Origin of the sequence: Microbacterium pullorum, assembly GCF_014836535.1 — a bacterium.
GTDB lineage: Bacteria > Actinomycetota > Actinomycetes > Actinomycetales > Microbacteriaceae > Microbacterium > Microbacterium pullorum.
Map to the genome: position 1 here is coordinate 250958 of NZ_JACSQP010000001.1, position 17294 is coordinate 268251.

Here is a 17294-nt window from a genome sequence, read left to right on the forward strand (position 1 = left end):
GATCAGTGGCGGAAGCTCAGCGGCGGATGCGCACCGTCGTCAGCTGGAAGCGCTCCAGCTGCACCGTGAACCCCGCCGACCCGGCGGCGGCCGTCGGCGTCGCCGACCGCACCACCTCTCCCTGCGCGGGACGCTCGAGCAGGTCGGTCTGCGCCACCTCCGTCCAGGCGAATCCGGGACGGATCGTCGCGCGGCGTCGACTGCCGCGCGCTTCGTACAGTCGCACGATCACGTCGCCCGAGCCGTCGTCGGCGAGCTTGACCGCCTCGACCACGACGCCGGGGTCGTCCACCTCGAGCGCCGGTGCGACGGGAGACGCCCCCCGCACCGTCGTCGCCGGCAGGTTCAGCCGGAACCCCTGCGCGACCGCCTCCGAGACGTCCGCTCCCGGCAGCACCGACACCCGGAACTCGTGCGCGCCCTGGTCCGAGCCCGGGTCGGGGAACAGCGGGGCGCGCACCAGCGTCACGCGCGCGACGGTGTGACGGCCACCCGAGGGCCCCGCGCCGTGGTGCACGTCGTGGCCATAGCTCGCGTCGTTGGCGATGCTCACGCCGTATGCGCCCTCGGCCAGGCGCAGCCACCGGTGGGCGACGGTCTCGAACTTCGCGGCATCCCAGGAGGTGTTCGCGTGGACGGAGCGGGTCAGATGACCGAACTGGATCTCCGACTCGGTCTGCTCCGCCCGCAGCTGCAGCGGGAAGGCGAGTTTGAGCATCTTCTGCCGTTCGTGCCAGTCGGCGCGCACGGTGATGTCGAGGGCGCCGGTGGCGGCATCCACCCGGAACTCCTGCTCGATGCGCGACGCGCCGAACGACCGGCGCACGATGAGGCCCACGCCGTCGTCGGTCGGCCGCACCTCATCGGCATCGGCCAGCTCCGTGCACACCGTAGTGTCCTCGGAGTCGATGTTCCAGGCATCCCACTCGCGGGGGGTGTCGCGGAACAGCTGCAGGACGCCCGCCGGACGGTCGGGATCGACCAGCTCCCGATCGGCGATGCGGTCGTGGCCGCCGATGACCCGGCCACGGGCGTCGAGCGTCCAGGTGATCCGCGGGTGGTTGAACACCCACGTGTCGTCGTCGGCGCGCACGCGCAGGGGAGCGGTTCTGACGGTGGCTGCCACCCCGAGCGCGGCGGAGCCGGCCAGGGGCACCGGAGCGGCGTTGGCGGTGAGCTCCCTCTCGCCCGGCCCGGTCAGTGTCTGCAGAGAGGTGTCGATGATGTCGCCGAGCTCCGCGGCGACGCGCGCATACTCGGCCTCGGCCTGCTGGTGCACCCACGCGATCGACGTGCCCGGCAGGATGTCGTGGAACTGCTGCAACAGCACGGTCTGCCACAGGCTGCGCAGTCGCTCCGCCGGGTACGGGGCGCCGGTGCGCGCCGTGGCGAGCGTCGCCCACAGTTCCGCGGCGCGAAGCAGGTGCTCGCTGCGGCGGTTGCCGCGTTTGGTGCGGGCCTGCGCACTGTAGGCGCCGCGGTGGTACTCGAGGTACAGCTCGCCCGACCAGACCGGGGGAGCGGCGTACTCGGCTTCGGCGTCGCTGAAGAACTGCGCGGGCGAACCCAGGCGCACCTTCGGCGATCCCTCGAGGTCGGCAGTGCGGCGGGCCGCCGCGATCATCTCGCGTGTCGGCCCGCCGCCGCCGTCCCCCCAGCCGAACGGAGCCAGTGACGAACCGGCATCCGCTTTCTCACCGAACTGCCGTTCGGCGCGAGCGAGCTCAGCGCCGGACAGTTCGGAGTTGTACGTGTCGACGGGCGGGAAGTGGGTGAACACCCGCGTCCCGTCGATCCCCTCCCACAAGAACGTGTGATGCGGCATGCGGTTGGTCTCGTTCCACGAGATCTTCTGGGTGAGGAACCACCGCGACCCCGCCTCGGCGATGATCTGCGGCAGCGCCGCCGAGTAGCCGAACGAGTCGGGCAGCCACACCTCGAGCGGCTCGACGCCGAACTCTTCGAGGAAGAATCGTTTGCCCTCCACGAACTGGCGGGCGAGCGCCTCGGAACCGGGCATGTTCGTGTCGGATTCGACCCACATCCCGCCCACCGGCACGAATCTGCCCGCCTGCACCGCCGTCACGATGCGCGCGAACAGGTCGGGATAGTGCTGCTTGATCCACGCGTACTGCTGCGCCGACGACGCGGCGAAGACGAAGTCGTCGTCCCGCTCGATGAGATCGAGCACATTCGAGAACGTGCGCGCCACCTTGCGCACCGTCTCGCGCACCGGCCAGAGCCAGGCGGAGTCGATGTGGGCGTGACCGACGGCGGTGATGCGGTGCGAGGATGCCGCGGCCGGCGACGCCAGCACGCCCGCCAGTTCGGCACGCGCGGCCGTCGCGGTGCCGGCCGGATCGTCGGGGTCGAGCGCATCGACGGCCCGCCCGAGGGCGGCCAGCACACGCGCGTGGCGGGTGCGGTCGGGGTCGAGCTGGTCGACGAGGCCGCGCAGGGTCCAGATGTCCTGGGTCAGCTCCCACACCTCACGGTCGAGCAGCCCGAGTTCGAGCGTCTGCAGCCGATAGAGGGGGTCGGTGCCGGCCGTCGCGGGGTCGCCCAACGGTGTCGGGGCGAAAGTGAAGGTGCCCGCCACGCTCGGGTTGCTCGCCGCCTCGATGTACAGGTCGACGGTGGCCGACTCGATCGGCACCATGGCGTTGCGCGGCTCGATGGCCTTCACGATGGAACCGTCGGGACGGAACACCAGCGCCTCGGCCTGGAAGCCCGGCGCGGAGGCGTCGAAACCGAGATCGACGCACAGTTCGACCTCGGTGCCGGGGGCATCGTGCCAGCCGGCGGGGACCTCGCCGGTGACATGGAACCACACCGTGCCCCACGGGCGGCCCCACCGGGTGCCGACCTCGAACGGCGCGTAGGCCGCCGCCACCGCCTCGGCGAACGGCACCGGTTCGCCGGGTACCTCCCACGCCTCGATCGTGAGCGCCGCGCGGTCGCGGTACATCGCGGCGACCAGCCGGTCGCGGCTCAGGCGGTCGATGCGTTGGAGGGAGAGTCGGTCGTTTCGGTGCATGAGTGTCCAGTCGTGGGGAGCGGGGGCGTCAGCCCTTGACCGCACCGGAGAGGGCGAAGGTGCCGCCGAGGCCGCGCGTGACGAGCACGTATAGACCGAGGACGGGGAGGGAGTAGATGAGCGAATAGGCGGCCAGCCGGCCGTAGGCGACGGTGCCGTACTGGCCGAAGAACGAGTAGATCGACACCGCCGCCGGCTGCCACTCGGGGGAGTAGAGCAGCACGAACGGGACGAAGAAGTTGCCCCAGGCCTGCAGGAACACGAAGACGAAGACGACGCTGAGGGCCGGGCGCATGAGCGGCACGACGATGCGCCGCAGCGCCGTCATGGCGCTCGCTCCGTCGACCCACGCGGCCTCCTCCAAGCTCACCGGAACGGAGTCCATGAAGTTCTTGGTCATCCACAGCGCCATCGGCAGCGCGCTCGCCGCGAGGAACAGCGCCACCGCCCACGGCTGGTTGATGAGGCGCAGCTGCACGAACAGGCTGTACACCGGCACCATGATCGCCGTGATCGGCAGGCAGCTGGCGAACAGCACGGAGTAGAGGAACGGCGCGTTGAACCGCGAGCGGAAGCGGGAGAGCGGGTAGGCGGCGAGCACGGCGACGACGACGGTCACCAGGGCCGCGGCGGTCGACAGCAGCAGGCTGTTCAGCAGCGGCCGGAGGGTGAGCTCGGGGGTGAGCACGTCGGTGAAGTTGTCGAGGGTGGGTTCGGCGGGGATCTTCACCTGGTAGCCGGCGGACGAGTCGAACGCAGCCAGCACGACCCACGCCAGCGGAAGGGCGAAGATCACCCCGATGACGATGAGCACGACATTCGCCCAGAACTTCGTGGTGGAGCGGGAGGGGCCCGCGATGCTCGGCAGGCTCATGCGCGCCCCCCGCTGCGGCGCAGCGACATCACGTAGCCGATCGAGAACACCGCGCCCAACAGGAGCATGACGACCGCGATCGCGTTGCCGTAGCCGATGTCGCCGAACTGGAACGCCTCGGTGTAGGCGAGCACCGGCAGGGTGCTCGACAGGTTGCCGGGTCCACCCTTGGTCATCACCCAGATGAGCGTGAACACCGACAGCGTCTGCAGCGTCGTGAGCATGAGGTTCGTGAAGATCGTCCCCCGGATCATCGGCAGGGTGATCAGTCGCAGCCGCTGCCAGCCCCCGGCGCCGTCGAGCATCGACGACTCGATCACCTCCAGCGGCACGTCATCGAGGGCGGCGCGGTAGATCATCATCGAGAACGCGGTGCCGCGCCACGTGTTGGCCAGGATGATCGCGACCACCGGGAACGCATAGAGCCAGTTCGGGCCCTCGATGCCGACGGCGGCGAGGATGCCATTGAGCGTGCCGTCCGCCGAGAGGAAGGCGTAGCTCACGAACGCGGCGACGATCTCGGGGAGCACCCACGCCGTCACCACCAGCACGCCGACGGTGCCGGCCACCGCGCGGCTCCCCGAGCGGAAGAGTACGGCCAGAAGCAGCCCCAGCACGTTCTGACCGATGATCGCCGACCCCACGACGAACACCACCGTGACACCGATCGACAGCGGCAGTACGGGGTCGGCGAACAGGCGCACGTAGTTGTCGAAGCCGACGAACTGCGGGTCGGCCGCCTGGGTGCCGCTGAGCGCGCGGTCGCCCAGCGACCCGGCCAGCGCCCACGCGATCGGGCCGGCGAGGAAGAGCAGCAGCAGTACGGCAGCGGGCACCAGCGGCAACGCCCGAGCGGGCGTTGCACGGTCGCCGATGCGGCTGCGGCGCGGACGGCGGATCGTCGCCGGCGCGGTCGCGGTCGCAGTCATCCGTTACTTCGCGATGACGTTGTCTTCGCCGACGATCTGCCGCACGGCGTCGTCGTAGGCCGCCGCGGCTTCTTCGGGGCTCTGCTGACCGGTGATGACCGCCTCGGTGGCCTGCTGCGCGGCGACCGAGATCTGCGGGTAGTCGCCGGTGGCAGGGCGGAAGTGGGTCACCGCGACCGCCTCGGACACGTCGCCGACGAACGGGTTCGCCTCGAGGTAGCTCGGCTCCTGCGCCACGTCGGTGCGCACGGCGATCTGTGCGTTGTTGATGGCGTACCAGAGCGAGTTCTCGGCGTTGAGCGCCGTGGCGATGAAGTCGAAGGCCAGATCGGGCTGGTCGGTGGTGGCGGAGGCGGCGAGCGTCCAGCCGCCCGACATGCTCACGCCGCCCGGCTCCTGGCCGTCCTGCGTCGGGAACAGTGCCACGCCCATGACCTCGCCGTACTCGGGCCATTCGTACGAACCGCCCTCGATCCAGAACGACGGCGTGTACGAGCCCTCCACCGTGGCGCCGAGCTGGTCCTGCGGGAACATCTCCCCGAACACCGCCTGCCACACGTTCGGGTCCAGCGCCTGGTCGGGCGCGACGGCGTAGCCCTCTTCGTAGAGCGTCTGCAGGAACTGGAGTGAATCGATGAAGCCCTGCGACTCGACGACCCACTTGCCTTCGGCGTCGTCGTACAGCCCGGTGCCGTCACCGGTTCCGTACAGCAGCTCGTAGAAGCCCTGCATCACGGTGCCCTCACCGGTGCCGGTGCCGGCATACATGTTGAAGGGGACGACGTCAGGCTGGCTGCTCTTGATCTGCGCCGCGACGTCGAGGATGTCCTGCCAGCTCTCGGGCTGCCACGGCACCGGTACGCCCGCGGCTTCGAGCACGTTGGTGTTGTACCAGATGACGCGGGTGTCGGTGCCGAGGGGGAGGGCGTAGATGCTGCCGTCGCCGCCCTCACCGGCGGCCTTGGCCCCCTCGTCGAACAGCGCCCAGTCGTCCCACTCGGCCAGGTGGTCGTCGAGGTTCAGCAGGTAGCCGGCCTCCACGTCGCTGCGCACGTTGAAGGTGTCTTCGTAGAAGACGTCGGGGGCGGTGTCCTCGGAGCCCAGCGACAGCTGCAGCCGGGTCTTGTAGTCGTCGTCGGTGGCGGTGATCGGCTGCAGATCGACGGTGATGCCGTCGTTCGCGGCCTCGAACTGCTCCTTCGCCTGGGTCAGGAGGGTGTCGAGCGCGGTGAACGAGTCGGTCTTGGAATACACGACCGTGATGGTGTTCGCGTCGTCGGCGGATTCGCCCGAGGTGCAACCGCCCAGAAGGAGGGTGAGACCCGTGCCGGCGGCCAGCGCCGTCAGTGCTGCTGACTTTCTCATGGTGCTCCCTTGCTCGCATGTGGCCGCACAGCGACGTCACCGGCGCACGGCGCAATAAGTCAAGCGAATGGACTATTAGGTGTCAAGGGCTCGGACCGCGCGTTGCATCACGCTTGCATCACGCTTGCGACGGCGGGGTGCTCAGCCCAGCAGCAGTGAGCGCGGCTGCGGCGCCAGCGCGGCATCCAGCACGAGACACGCGGCGCCGATCGCGCCCACATCGTCGCCGAGGCCCGTGCCGGCCACGGCGACGTGGTGCAGACCGCGCGCCACGAGCAGTGAGGCCAGCAGCTGCGGGATGTCGGCCTCGAGCCAGGGGGCGAGCCGGTGCCACATCGGGCCGCCGATGATGACGCGGTCGACGTCGAGCAGGTTGCACACCACCGCGAGGGCGCGCGCGATGCGCTCGGCCGTGCGCTCGAGCAGCGCGAGGGTGCCCGCGTCGCCGTCGGCCGCTCGTACGACCAGCCGGGTGAGCGCCTCGTCGATGGACCTGGCGTCGTCGTCGACATGCGTGGCCGGCAGCAGCCCGAGCGCCTCCGCCTCTGCCACCAGGGCCGCCGGGGTGCAGCTCACCGCGACGCAGCCGCGGGAGCCGCACGCACACGGCGGACCGTCCGGATCCACCGGGATGTGGCCGATCTCGCCGGCGTTGCCGGAGCCGCCGCGCACGACGTCCTCACCGAGCACGAGCCCCACCCCGAGGCCGATGCCGAGGTAGAGGAACGCGAAGCTCGCCCCTCCCGGGGCGCGCTCGTGCCAGCGTTCGGCGACGGCGGCCGCCGTGACATCCTTGTCGAGCACGACAGGGAACCCCGTGCCTTGGGCGATGGCGTCGCGCAACGGCACCCGATGCCAGCCGGCGAGGTTCGGCGGATCGACGACGACGCCCCGTTCGGCGTCGATGGGGCCCGGGGCGGCGATGCCGACACCGACGACGCGGGCGCGGTCGACGCCCGAGGTGTCGAGCAGACCGTCGATCTCGGTCACGATGAGCCGCACGGTGCGCGCCGGGTCGTTCGCGCTCGGGGTCGGCCGCGTACGGCTGTCGACGACGGCGCCGTCGATACCCAGCAGCACGAAGGTCAGCACGCTCGGGTCCAGGTGCACGCCGACCGCATAGCGGCTCGTTCCCACCAGGCGCAGCGTCGTGCGGGGTTTGCCGGGGCCCGCTGCGGCGGCGGCGCGACCGGCTTCCTCGATGATCCCGGCATCGAGCAGTCGGGCGCAGATGTTCGAGACGGTCTGTGCCGACAAGCCGGTGGTCTCGGCGAGCTCGACGCGGCTGAGGCCGTCGGCGCGACGGATCTGGTCGAGGACGACGGCCTGGTTGTACCCGCCGACGCTCGGCTGATTCGCGCCGCGTCTGACCATCGCGCACCCGCTTCGATTCTGTTGGCTCGTCCGGGATGTCCTGCGTGGAATTCGGGCCCGCGCACCCGGTACGGCACCGAGCGTAGTCCGGCGGCGGCCGGAATGCCCGCGTCCGCGCCTCCAGGCGGGCTGCTCGGGTGTCGCCCGCAGGAGCTGCTCGCGTGTCGCCCGCGGGAGCTGTTCGGGTGTCGCCCGCGCGAGCTGCTCGGGTGTCGCCCGCGCGAGCTGCTCGCGTGTCGCCCGCGCGAGCTGCTCGGGTGTCGCTTCCGCGCGGTCGTGGGCCGTGGCATCCGCCATCCGTGACACCGGAGCCGCGCGGGTCGCCGCGGCGGCCGATGTCGGGTGTCGGCCGCGCGCGAGCTACTCGGGTGTCGCTTCCGCGGGGTCGTGGGCCGTGGCATCCGCCATCCGTGACACCGGAGCAGCGCGGGGGTGCGCAGACGGCATGCGGTGCGGGTGGGGGAGGCCTCGGCTAGCCTCGACCGCGTGACGCACCGGCTCACCGTGGACCAGGCTCGCCGCATCGCGGTGCGCGCGCAGCTGCTCGACGCGCAGCGGCCCGGCGATGTCGTCGAGGTCGCTGAGCAGATCGGTGAGATCAAGATCGACCCGACCGCGACCATCGCCCCCTGCGAGCAGACCGTGCTGTGGACGCGCATCGGCTGGTCGTACGAGTCGGGTCAGCTGCGCAAGGCCGTCGAAGACGATCGCCTGCTGTTCGAGTTCGCTGGCACGTTCCGCCCGGTGAGCATGCTGCCGCTCCTCCTCCCCGAGATGCGCCGATGGCCGCAGCGCGAGAGCAGTCGCCGGTGGCTCGATGCCAACGCGCGCTTCCGCGACGACGTCATCGCGCGTCTGCGTGCCGAGGGCCCGCTGCCGGCGGCGCAGATCCCCGACACCGCCGCAGTCAGCCGCCCGCCCGACGGCTGGTCGGGGTCCAACCAGGTGCCGCATATGCTCGAGTTCCTGATGCGGCAAGGGGTCGTGGCGATCGCCGGTCGCGACGGCCGTCACCGACTGTGGGACCTCGCGGATCGGGTCTACCCCCAAGACCTGCCCGAGATCGACGAGGACGAGGCCGCTCACCTGCGTCACGAGCGACGGCTGCAGGCCGCCGGCATCGCGAAGCAGCGCTCGCCGTGGACGCCGGTGGGTGAGGCCGGGGAGCCCGCGACTATCGAGGGCAGCACGCGCCGCTACCGGGTCGACCCGGAGGCGGTCGCGGCGCTCGACGACGACGCCGGGGGCCGGGTCGCCTTTCTGAACCCCTACGACGGCATGCTGTTCGACCGGCCGCGCCTGCGTGAGATCTTCGGTTTCGACTATGTGCTCGAGCAGTTCAAACCGAAACCCCAGCGCCGTTACGGGTTCTTCGCGCATCCGATCCTCGTGGGCGATCGCTTCGTGGGCATGCTCGACGCCCACGTCGACCGGCAGCGCGAGGTGCTGCGTGTCGACGCCGTGCACGAGTTCACCCCGTTCGAGCCCGAGGAGCACGAGATGGTGCGCGCCGAGATCCACGAGCTCGGCGATTGGCTGGGTGTGGCCGTCGCCAGCGACGACGACTAGACCGGATGCCGCGCCCCAGGCGCCGACGTCGACGAACACGCTCGCGCCGCGCTCCTCCCTCCACCACTGCGCACCCGCAAGCCCCGGCGCGGTCCTCCACCTCGCCCGCCCTGCGGCGTCCTGCACCTGCTGCGGCATCGCCCGGCTGGACGGTTGCGGGGCATCCCGCGGTGCCCGGTGCCGTGGCGGCCGAGGATGCCTACGATGGGCATCGAGGGGTCCTCTCGGATGCCTCGATGAAGGGGGCAACATGGTCCAGGTGCGTGTCGCCGGTGTCGCTCTCGATCCCGACGGGCAGCGGGTCGTGCTGCTCAAGCCCATCGACGCCCTGCCGGGCGAGGGGGCGATCCTGCCGATCTGGATCGGCGCCCAGGAGGCGACCTCGATCCTCATCGCCGTCGAGGGCGCGGTCACCCCGCGCCCGCTCGCCCACGACCTCATGCGGTCGATGCTCACCACGCTGGGGGCCGAAGTCGACCGCGTCGAAGTGGCCCGTATCGACGACGGCACCTTCTACGCCGAGGTGACGCTCTCGTCGCCGCAGGGCACGCAGCGCGTCGACGCACGCCCGTCGGATGCCATCGCGCTGGCATCCCGCACAGCCGCCCCCATCTTCGTGGCCGATGCCGTGCTCGCCGAGGCAGGTATCCCCGATGTGCTGGCCGAGGCCGACGCCGAGGAGAACATCGAGGAGTTCAAGCACTTCATCGACGACGTCGAACCCGACGACTTCCGGGAGAGCTGAGCGGGCGCCGCCTCAGTCGCCGGGCGCCGCCTCAGTCGCCGGCCGCCGCCACGAGGTGGCGGATGAACAGGGTCTGCGCGACGATCATCCGCTCGATCTCGCCCGGGTCGACCGACTCATCGGACGCGTGGATGCGTGACTGCGCCGTGTCCTCCGCACCCCACAACAGGATCGCGGCGTCGGGCGACACCTTCTTCAATGAGGCCACGAGGGGGATCGAGGCGCCGCTGCCGATGTTCTCGACCGGGGCGCCGTAGGCCTCTTCAAGCGCCTTCTCGGCGGCGACGATCGCCGGATGGGTGGCATCGACCGCGAACGCGTGGCCGACCTTCACCTTCTCCACCTCGACGACGCAGTTCCACGGGCGCTGCGCCCGCAGGTGCGCCATGAGCGCCTCGAGCTGCGCGTCGCCGTCGGAGCCGGGGACGATGCGCATCGACAGCTTCGCCGTCACCTCGGGCAGGAGCACATTGGATGCCTCGGCGGTGCTGGGCAGATCCATGCCGAGCACGGTGACCGAGGGCTTGGCCCAGATGCGGTCGGAGAGGGAGCCGGTGCCGAGGAACTCGACCCCCGGGAGAATGGCCGATCCCTCGCGGTACACCTCCTCGTCCATGGCGGCGCCCTCCCAGCTGTAGCTGTCCACGCCGGGGATGGTGGTGTCCCCGTTGTCGTCGTGGAGGGTGTCGAGGATGCGGATCATCGCCGTGAGGGCATCGGGTGCCGCCCCACCGAACATGCCGGAGTGCACGGGGTTGGCCAGTGTGCGCACCGTGACGGTGCAGGCCACGTCGCCGCGCAGCGCCGTGGTCAGGCCCGGCCGTCCCACGCGCTGCGGGCCGATGTCGGCGATGACGTAGGCGTCGGCCTCGAACAGATCCGGATGGTTCTCGACGAAGTCCTCGAGGTGCGAGATGGTCTCCTCCTCGCCCTCCACGAGGATCTTCAGATGGCAGGGGAGCGGGGTGCCCAGCATCTTCAGCGTCGCGTAGTGGATCACCAGGCCGGACTTGTCGTCGGCGGCCCCGCGTCCGTAGATGCGGCCGTCGTCCTTGGTGATCGGCTCGAAGGGCGTTGACGACCAGTTCTGACTTTCCGGCGCGGGCTGCACGTCGTAGTGGGCGTACAGCAGCACGGTGGGCGCGCCGTCGGGGCCGGGCACGTCGGCGTACACGCACGGGTAGCCGTCGGGCACGTCGAGCAGCCGCACGCCGGGGATGCCGGCAGCGTCGAAGAGCGATACGACCGCCGCGCCCATCTCGTGCACGGGAGCCGGGTCGAAGCCGGGGAAGGCGATCGACGGAATGCGCACCAGCTGCTCCAGGCGATCGATCACCTCCGGCATGATCGCTGCCGCGGCATCCTTCAAGCCGTCGAGATCGTTCATGATGCTCCTTCGATGAGAGGGGGAGTGTCGGTTGCCGCCGGGGGTCACACCGGAACGACGAGCTGGATGAGCAGGCCCGCCGCGACCACCGCCGCCCACGAGACCACCATCGGGATGGTGAACGAGTGGTAGACGGGCACCTGGGTGAGCTTGGTCGAGCCGCTGAGGTCGGTCTCGACCGAGGCGATCTGCGACCCGTTGGCCGGGAACAGCCAGACGCCGATGAGCGAGGGCCACATCGCGGTGATGATTCCGGGGGCGAGGCCCGCCGCGAGCGCGATGGGGATCATCGTGTTGGTCGTGGCGGACTGGCTGGTGGTGAGTCCGGCGACGAGGAAGAGCGCGACGGCGAGGAGCAGCGGGTTGGCTTCGATCATCGCGCCGAGCGGTTCGATGATGGTCTCCTGGTTGGCGGCGATGAAGGTGTCGGCCATCCACGCGATGCCGAACAGAGCGACCGCGGCGACGAAGCCGGCCTTGAGCAGCGGCTGCTCGACCACGAGCGACGGCTTGATGCGGCCGACGAGGATCACCACGAGCGCCACGGTGAACATGATCATCTCGATCACGATCGACATGCCGATCGGCGTCATCACGCCCTCTTCGTCGGGGAAGGCGGGTCGGAGGCCCGGGAACAGCCCGAGCAGCACGATCACGAGGGTGCCGGCGACGAAGATCATCGCAGAGGTCCTGCCGCCCTTGGGTACCGGGTGCTCGATGATCGTCGGGCGGGTCGCGGCGCGGGTCGGGGTGTCGGCGGCGGTGGCGCGGGCGGTCGCGGGTGCCGTTGCCGCGTCGGCCGCCGGCGCGCCGGTCGAGGTCGTACCGGCTGATGCGGTGCCGCCGAACTTCGCCTCGTACCGCTCGCGCAGCGCGGCGGGGACCTCCACTGTGCCCGCCTTCACCCGCTTGAGGTACTCCGGGTCGTCGAGCAGGTCCTTGCCGATGCGCTGCTGCACGAAGGATGTCACGATGCACGCCACGATCGCCGCGGGGATCGTGATCGCGAGGATCTGCGGCAGACCGTATCCGGTCCCCTCCATGAGCACGAGGTACGCCGCCATCGCCGCCGACACCGGGCTCGCGGTGATTCCCAGCCCCGATATGACGGTCGAGGATGCCAGTGCGCGCTCGGGCCGCTGGCCGTTGCGGTAGGCGGTCTCGTAGATGACCGGGATGAGGGCGAAGAAGATGTTGGATGTCCCCGAGAGCACCGTGAAGACGAACGCGACCAGCGGCGCGACATAGGTGAGTCGCTTGGGGTTGCGTTGAATGATCTTCGACGCGATCGCGACGAGGAAGTCGATGCCCCCGGCAGCCTGCATGGCCGACGATGCGGTGATGACCGCGATGATGATGAAGAACGCGTCGACGGGGACCGAGCCGGGTGGCAGCCGGAACGCGAAGACGAGGATGACGGTGCCGACCACGCCCCAAAGGCCGAGTCCGAGGCCGCCGGTGCGCACGCCCATGACGATCGCTCCGATGACGACGCACGCCTGCAATATGACGACAAAGGTATCCATCGGAACCCCTAGCGATGTTCGTCTCCGCGACAGCGCCGGTGCTGTCGCGCTCAGGCTAGACCCGCAGCAAGGCGCCGTCCATACAGGTGGTGAGTGAACGCGGATGCCGCTGCGGGCGGCGGCGCCGCGCCCTACACTCGGCGCATGGTCTTCGCTCACGTCGGCACGCTCCGAACCGTCGCGGGCAAGCGCGACGACCTGGTCGCGCTGCTCATCCGTCGCAGCGACGCGCTGGACCACGTCGGCTGCCTCCTCTACGAGGTCGGCGTCAACGACCACGAGCCCGACACGGTGTACGTGGTGGAGCTGTGGACGAATGCCGACGCGCATCGCGCGTCGCTCGTGCTGCCGGAGGTGCAGGCATCCATCGCCCGTGCCCGTCCGCTGTTGACCGGCGAGCTCGGCGGCTTCGATTTCGACGTGGTCGGTTCGCCGCTCCGCGACGTCTGACCCCGCCCCGCCCGCGCCGCGGGCTGCTCGAGTGTCACGTCTGGCGGGTGCCACGTGCGCGGACTGCGCGGATGCGACACCGGAGCGGCCCCGTGGCGCGCGGGGCGGGGGACGAAATGGCGGAGGATAGGGGATTCGAACCCCTGAGAGCTTTCACTCAACACGCTTTCCAAGCGTGCGCCATAGGCCACTAGGCGAATCCTCCATGGCCCCGGAGGGCCGCGGGACAGTCTACCTGGTGCGCGACGCCGCTCGCGCACGCGGCCACCCGATCACGGTCGCGAGCCCCGCCATCACACCGGAACGCGCGCCGCGGCATAGGCGCTGCCGGGCCGCACGATGAGCGAGCGCGGCACCAGCGTCGCCAGCAGCCTGCGACCGCGCGACTGACTGGCCGACAGCGCGCCGGTCACCGCCGAGACGGCGTTCGACATCGCGGCATCGGCCGTCGCGTCCGCACCTGGCGCACGACGCGAACCACCCGCCGCCGCCACGCCGCCCTCGGGCGCGTACGACACACGCTCGATCGCCGTCACCAGAAGCGACACCGCTCCGGCCGGCGCGTCGTACTCCGCGACCAGCCGTGCCCCGAACGCCCGCGGTGACTCGGCGGCGGGGACCGGGATGCCGAGGTCGACGGCCGCTTCCCGCACACCCAGCCACGCCGCCGCTGCATCGCCGCGTGCGGCGGCGGCCAGCCGCCGGCGGCGCACCACCTCGCGCAGCAGGGCGGGCGCCGTCAGCACCAGCAGCACCGCGACGGCCGTCAGCGCACCCGTCAGCGAGATGCCCGCGGGTGACGCCGGACCCGACAGCGCCTGGTCGTCGCGATCGGGGTTCATGGCGGGGTCGGTGGGGGCGATCGACGCGCTCGGCGCGACGGGTTCTGCCACGCCGCCGGTGAGATCCTCGCCCGCGTCGTCGGTCAGCGCGACGCGCTCGGGGAGGAACGACGTCGGGGTGCCGAGGCTCTTGGTCGGCTCGAACGGCACCCATCCGATCCCGTCGAAGTGCACCTCGGGCCACGCGTGCAGCTGGTCGCTGGTCACCTGGTACTGCACCTGACCTTCGACGATGCTGCCGTTGCCCGTGCCGGGCAGGTAGCCCACCACGATGCGCGCGGGCATGTCCATCAGCCGCGCCATCACGGCGAAGGCCGACGCGAAGTGCACGCAGTAGCCCTCCTTCTGCGCGACGAACTGTTCGATCGCCTCGATGCCGGACCCGTCGAATCCGTCGGCGACGGGTGCGTCGAGGGAGTAGGTGAACTCGTCGCCGCGGAACCAGCTCTGCAGCGCGATCAGCCGGTCGTAGTCGTTCTCGGCACCGGCCGTGACGGCGGTCGCCGCCTGCAGGATCTGGTCCATCGGCACGTCGGGAAGCGCGTATGTGGCATCCCGCAGCACGGTGCCGCCCGCGTGCGACGCCCGGATCTGCTCGCGGGTCGGGCGGGGCACGTGCGTCTGCACTTCGTACGACTGACCCTGCGAGTTGGCCGTCCGGCTCACCACGGTGCGGTTGAAGGGCATCACCTCCCAATCGCCTTCGAGGCCCTCCACAGCCACCGCGGGGAAGGCGACCGGCAGCCACGCCGACGCGAGGTTGGTGACCTCCACGGTCGTGCGGTACGCCGTGACCCGCAGCGACTCGTCGATGCGCAGCTCCCCGAACCCGTACGAACCCTCCAGCGGCAGCGTGCGGATGTGGTCGGGCAGCCAGCGGCTGCCGTCGAAGCTCGACAGGGTCACGACGCGCAGGTACGGCGCCTGCGGGGCGTTGGAGCGCACGTACAGCACCGGGACGTTGGTGAGTCGTCGCAGGTCTTCACCCAGATTCAGTGACGGATTGATGGTCGCGGCCGCGCCGAGCCCGCCACCGGCGCCGGGCCGCATGGTCGGTGTCGGCAGGAGCGGGGTCACCGTGATCGCCACGACGATCGCCATCGCGCCGATGCCGACCGCCGTGGCACCCACCCCCGCGCGCCGCTCGGCCGGGCGGCCCGCCTGCCCCGTCGTGGGCCGCGCCGATGGCACGCCCGGAGTCTCCCGCGTGCGGGTCTCCGCCCGCAGCAGGAACAAGATCGCCGCCGCCAGGAACGCGAACGACACCACGTCCATGCCCGACGGTGCGGCGAGGGCGGGCACCAGCCACACCGCGACCACGCCGGTGACCGCCAGCAGCGGCATCCGTGCCGTGACGACGACGTGGTCGAGCACGATCGCGAAGAGCCCGATCGCCCCCACCAGCAGCAGCGTCAAGCCCTCGCCCGACGACAGCGGGGCGGTACCCACCACGATCTCGTTCATCCCGGCGGCGAGCAGCCCCGGCGCTTCCCGGATCGTCTCGGGCGTCGGGAAGATCCACAGCAGCGCCGTGTCGGGCAGGTAGCAGGCCGTGAGGAACACCGCCCACAGCAGCAATTGGATGCCACTGACGGCGACCGCGGGCAGGCGTCCCCGGTGGGCGAGGTAGCCGGCGGCGAGCACGAGCCCGGCCAGCAGCACGCCCGCCGCGAGCCAGGAGCCCGGTTCGATGACGCGCAGCAGCGGCCCCATCGCCGCGATGATGACCGTCGCCACCGCGATGGTCAGCCGCCCGTCGGCGCGCCCGCGCCGCGGCGGGCGGGGGGTGGGGCTGCCGCGGTCGACGGTGATGGGCGACGCGAGCACGCGGACGCCGTCGGCGTGGGCGACGTCAGGCGACCACACGGCCGACCCCCCGTTCCACGGCCGACTGCCAGGCGAGGACGAGGTCGACGTCGGGCGGGATGGCGCCCACGCGCCATCCCGATTCCGCCGCGCGCGACAATGCGTCGGCGACCGGTGCGACGGCGAACAGCAGCGGCAGCGAGGTGTGGTGGGCGACCGGGGCCAGCAGGGCGGCATCCGCCGCGTCGAACTGCCCCACGATCACCACGAGCGGTCCGCTGGTGGCGCCGGCGAACAGCGGCACCAATTGGGCGAGATGGTCGTCGCGGCGTGTGAGGAGGGTCGCGAAGTCGCCGGCGAGCACCTCGACGGCGGCGACGTCGCCCCCTTCCAGCGTGTCGCCGAGCGCGTGCCCGTCGGAGTCGATGACGGCGACCGTGTACCCCTCGCGCACGAAGCGGGCCACTGCCGAGATGCAGGCGCTCACCGCGCTCTCGAACCCCGGATCCAGACCCGGTCCGCGCATGGCGTCCATCGTGTAGCGACGGGTCGACAGGTCCAGCACGACGGTGGCCGACGGCGTCGACTCCTGCTCCTCCTGGCGCACCATCAGCTCGTCCCGGTGGGCGCTGGCGCGCCAGTGGATGCGGCGCATCGAGTCGCCGGGGACGTAGGCGCGCGGGATCAGGTTGTCGGTGCCCTGACCGAGCTCGTTGGTCGTACTGTGCCGTGTGCCGCCCGCTTCCCCCGGCAGATCGCTGAGCGTGGGCAGATCGACGATCTCGGGCGCGACGACGACCGTGGTGCGCTCACTCATCAGGTGGGTGCGGCGCACCAGCCCGAAGGGGTCGGTGGACGACACCGAGAAGGGGCCGATCGCGGGCATGCCGCGGCGCACGCCCCGCACGCGGTAGTCGATGTCGACCGTGTGCGCCTCGCCGCGCAGCCCCGACTCGAGAGCGGGGAAGACGCCGCGGGCCGCCCCCGTCGCCGCGGTGCGCCGCGAGCCGGCGGTGATCGCCGGTGGTGGCGGCGTGTCTGCGTCAGCGGCGCCCTCGCGTGCCGGGTCGATCCATGCCAGGCCCGGCGCGAGAGCGTCGCGCCAGGTGCCCGACCCCGATGCGAGTGCGGCCCGCAGCGACACCCGCACCGTCACCCGCCCCTCCCGCCCGACCGTCAGGACGTCCGGTGCGACCGTGCGCGTGATGCCCTCCGCCCGGCGCACGGCATACAGGGCGAACAGCGCCGCACCCACCACCGCGAACAGGAGCATCGCGACGTAGAGCAGCTGCACCACGCCGCGATCGGCCGCCACGAACAGGCAGCCGAGCCCGAGCAGCACGGCTCCCGTGCCTCGGATCGTCAGCGGCCACAGGCGTCCCACGGTCAC

At 71.0% G+C, this 17294-nt stretch carries 12 protein-coding genes and 1 tRNA gene; 3 read left to right on the top strand and 10 right to left on the bottom strand.

Translation table 11 applies throughout. From position 1 onward, the window contains the following. Positions 1 to 16 precede the first annotated feature (16 nt). The 5 genes from H9651_RS01280 to H9651_RS01300 all read right to left on the bottom strand — a co-directional run bounded on the left by H9651_RS01280 (position 17) and on the right by H9651_RS01300 (position 7579). The gene (locus H9651_RS01280) at positions 17 to 3037 is read right to left on the bottom strand and encodes an alpha-mannosidase (RefSeq protein WP_191717291.1); all 3021 of its coding nucleotides are present in this window, start codon (positions 3035 to 3037) and stop codon (positions 17 to 19) included. 28 nt (positions 3038 to 3065) lie between these two features. Next, positions 3066 to 3911, bottom strand: a complete 846-nt coding sequence (locus H9651_RS01285) for a carbohydrate ABC transporter permease (RefSeq protein ID WP_191717292.1) — start codon at positions 3909 to 3911, stop codon at positions 3066 to 3068. After that, positions 3908 to 4840 (bottom strand): carbohydrate ABC transporter permease, encoded by a 933-nt coding sequence (locus H9651_RS01290; RefSeq protein ID WP_191717293.1) that lies wholly within the window; start codon positions 4838 to 4840, stop codon positions 3908 to 3910. The genes H9651_RS01285 and H9651_RS01290 overlap by 4 nt, the downstream gene beginning before the upstream one ends. Before the next feature lie 3 nt (positions 4841 to 4843). Continuing rightward, entirely contained in the window at positions 4844 to 6205 is a 1362-nt protein-coding gene (locus H9651_RS01295) for an extracellular solute-binding protein (RefSeq protein WP_191717294.1), read from the bottom strand. Positions 6206 to 6346: 141 nt separating this feature from the next. Continuing rightward, positions 6347 to 7579 carry an ROK family transcriptional regulator gene (locus H9651_RS01300; protein ID WP_191717295.1) on the bottom strand — a complete coding sequence of 411 codons (1233 nt, stop codon included), beginning with the start codon at positions 7577 to 7579 and terminating at the stop codon, positions 6347 to 6349. A gap of 486 nt (positions 7580 to 8065) precedes the next feature. Between H9651_RS01300 and H9651_RS01305 the strand changes: the two genes are divergently transcribed. Continuing rightward, entirely contained in the window at positions 8066 to 9148 is a 1083-nt protein-coding gene (locus H9651_RS01305; RefSeq protein ID WP_191717296.1) for a DNA glycosylase AlkZ-like family protein, read from the top strand. Between the two features lie 250 nt (positions 9149 to 9398). After that, complete coding sequence (locus H9651_RS01310; RefSeq protein WP_191717297.1) at positions 9399 to 9893, top strand: bifunctional nuclease family protein; 495 nt, start codon at positions 9399 to 9401, stop codon at positions 9891 to 9893. Between the two features lie 31 nt (positions 9894 to 9924). Here the strand turns inward: H9651_RS01310 and H9651_RS01315 are convergent, their stop codons facing one another. Both H9651_RS01315 and H9651_RS01320 read right to left on the bottom strand, forming a co-directional pair. After that, positions 9925 to 11280, bottom strand: a complete 1356-nt coding sequence (locus H9651_RS01315) for a M20/M25/M40 family metallo-hydrolase (RefSeq protein WP_191717298.1) — start codon at positions 11278 to 11280, stop codon at positions 9925 to 9927. Positions 11281 to 11324: 44 nt separating this feature from the next. Next, positions 11325 to 12806 (bottom strand): anaerobic C4-dicarboxylate transporter family protein, encoded by a 1482-nt coding sequence (locus H9651_RS01320; protein WP_191717299.1) that lies wholly within the window; start codon positions 12804 to 12806, stop codon positions 11325 to 11327. 144 nt (positions 12807 to 12950) lie between these two features. Here H9651_RS01320 and H9651_RS01325 point away from each other — a divergent pair, with 144 nt between their 5' ends. Beyond that, a complete protein-coding gene (locus tag H9651_RS01325) occupies positions 12951 to 13256 on the top strand; it encodes a putative quinol monooxygenase (protein WP_191717300.1) in 306 nt (101 codons plus the stop codon). A gap of 117 nt (positions 13257 to 13373) precedes the next feature. Here the strand turns inward: H9651_RS01325 and H9651_RS01330 are convergent. The 3 genes from H9651_RS01330 to H9651_RS01340 all read right to left on the bottom strand — a co-directional run bounded on the left by H9651_RS01330 (position 13374) and on the right by H9651_RS01340 (position 17294). Next, positions 13374 to 13461: transfer RNA gene (locus tag H9651_RS01330), tRNA-Ser, on the bottom strand. 88 nt (positions 13462 to 13549) lie between these two features. Continuing rightward, positions 13550 to 15964, bottom strand: coding sequence for a transglutaminase family protein (locus tag H9651_RS01335; protein WP_318244710.1), 2415 nt, complete (start codon positions 15962 to 15964; stop codon positions 13550 to 13552). After that, on the bottom strand, positions 15951 to 17294 hold the full coding sequence (locus tag H9651_RS01340; protein WP_318244711.1) for a DUF58 domain-containing protein: 1344 nt from the start codon (positions 17292 to 17294) through the stop codon (positions 15951 to 15953). Before H9651_RS01340 ends, H9651_RS01335 begins: the two co-directional genes overlap by 14 nt.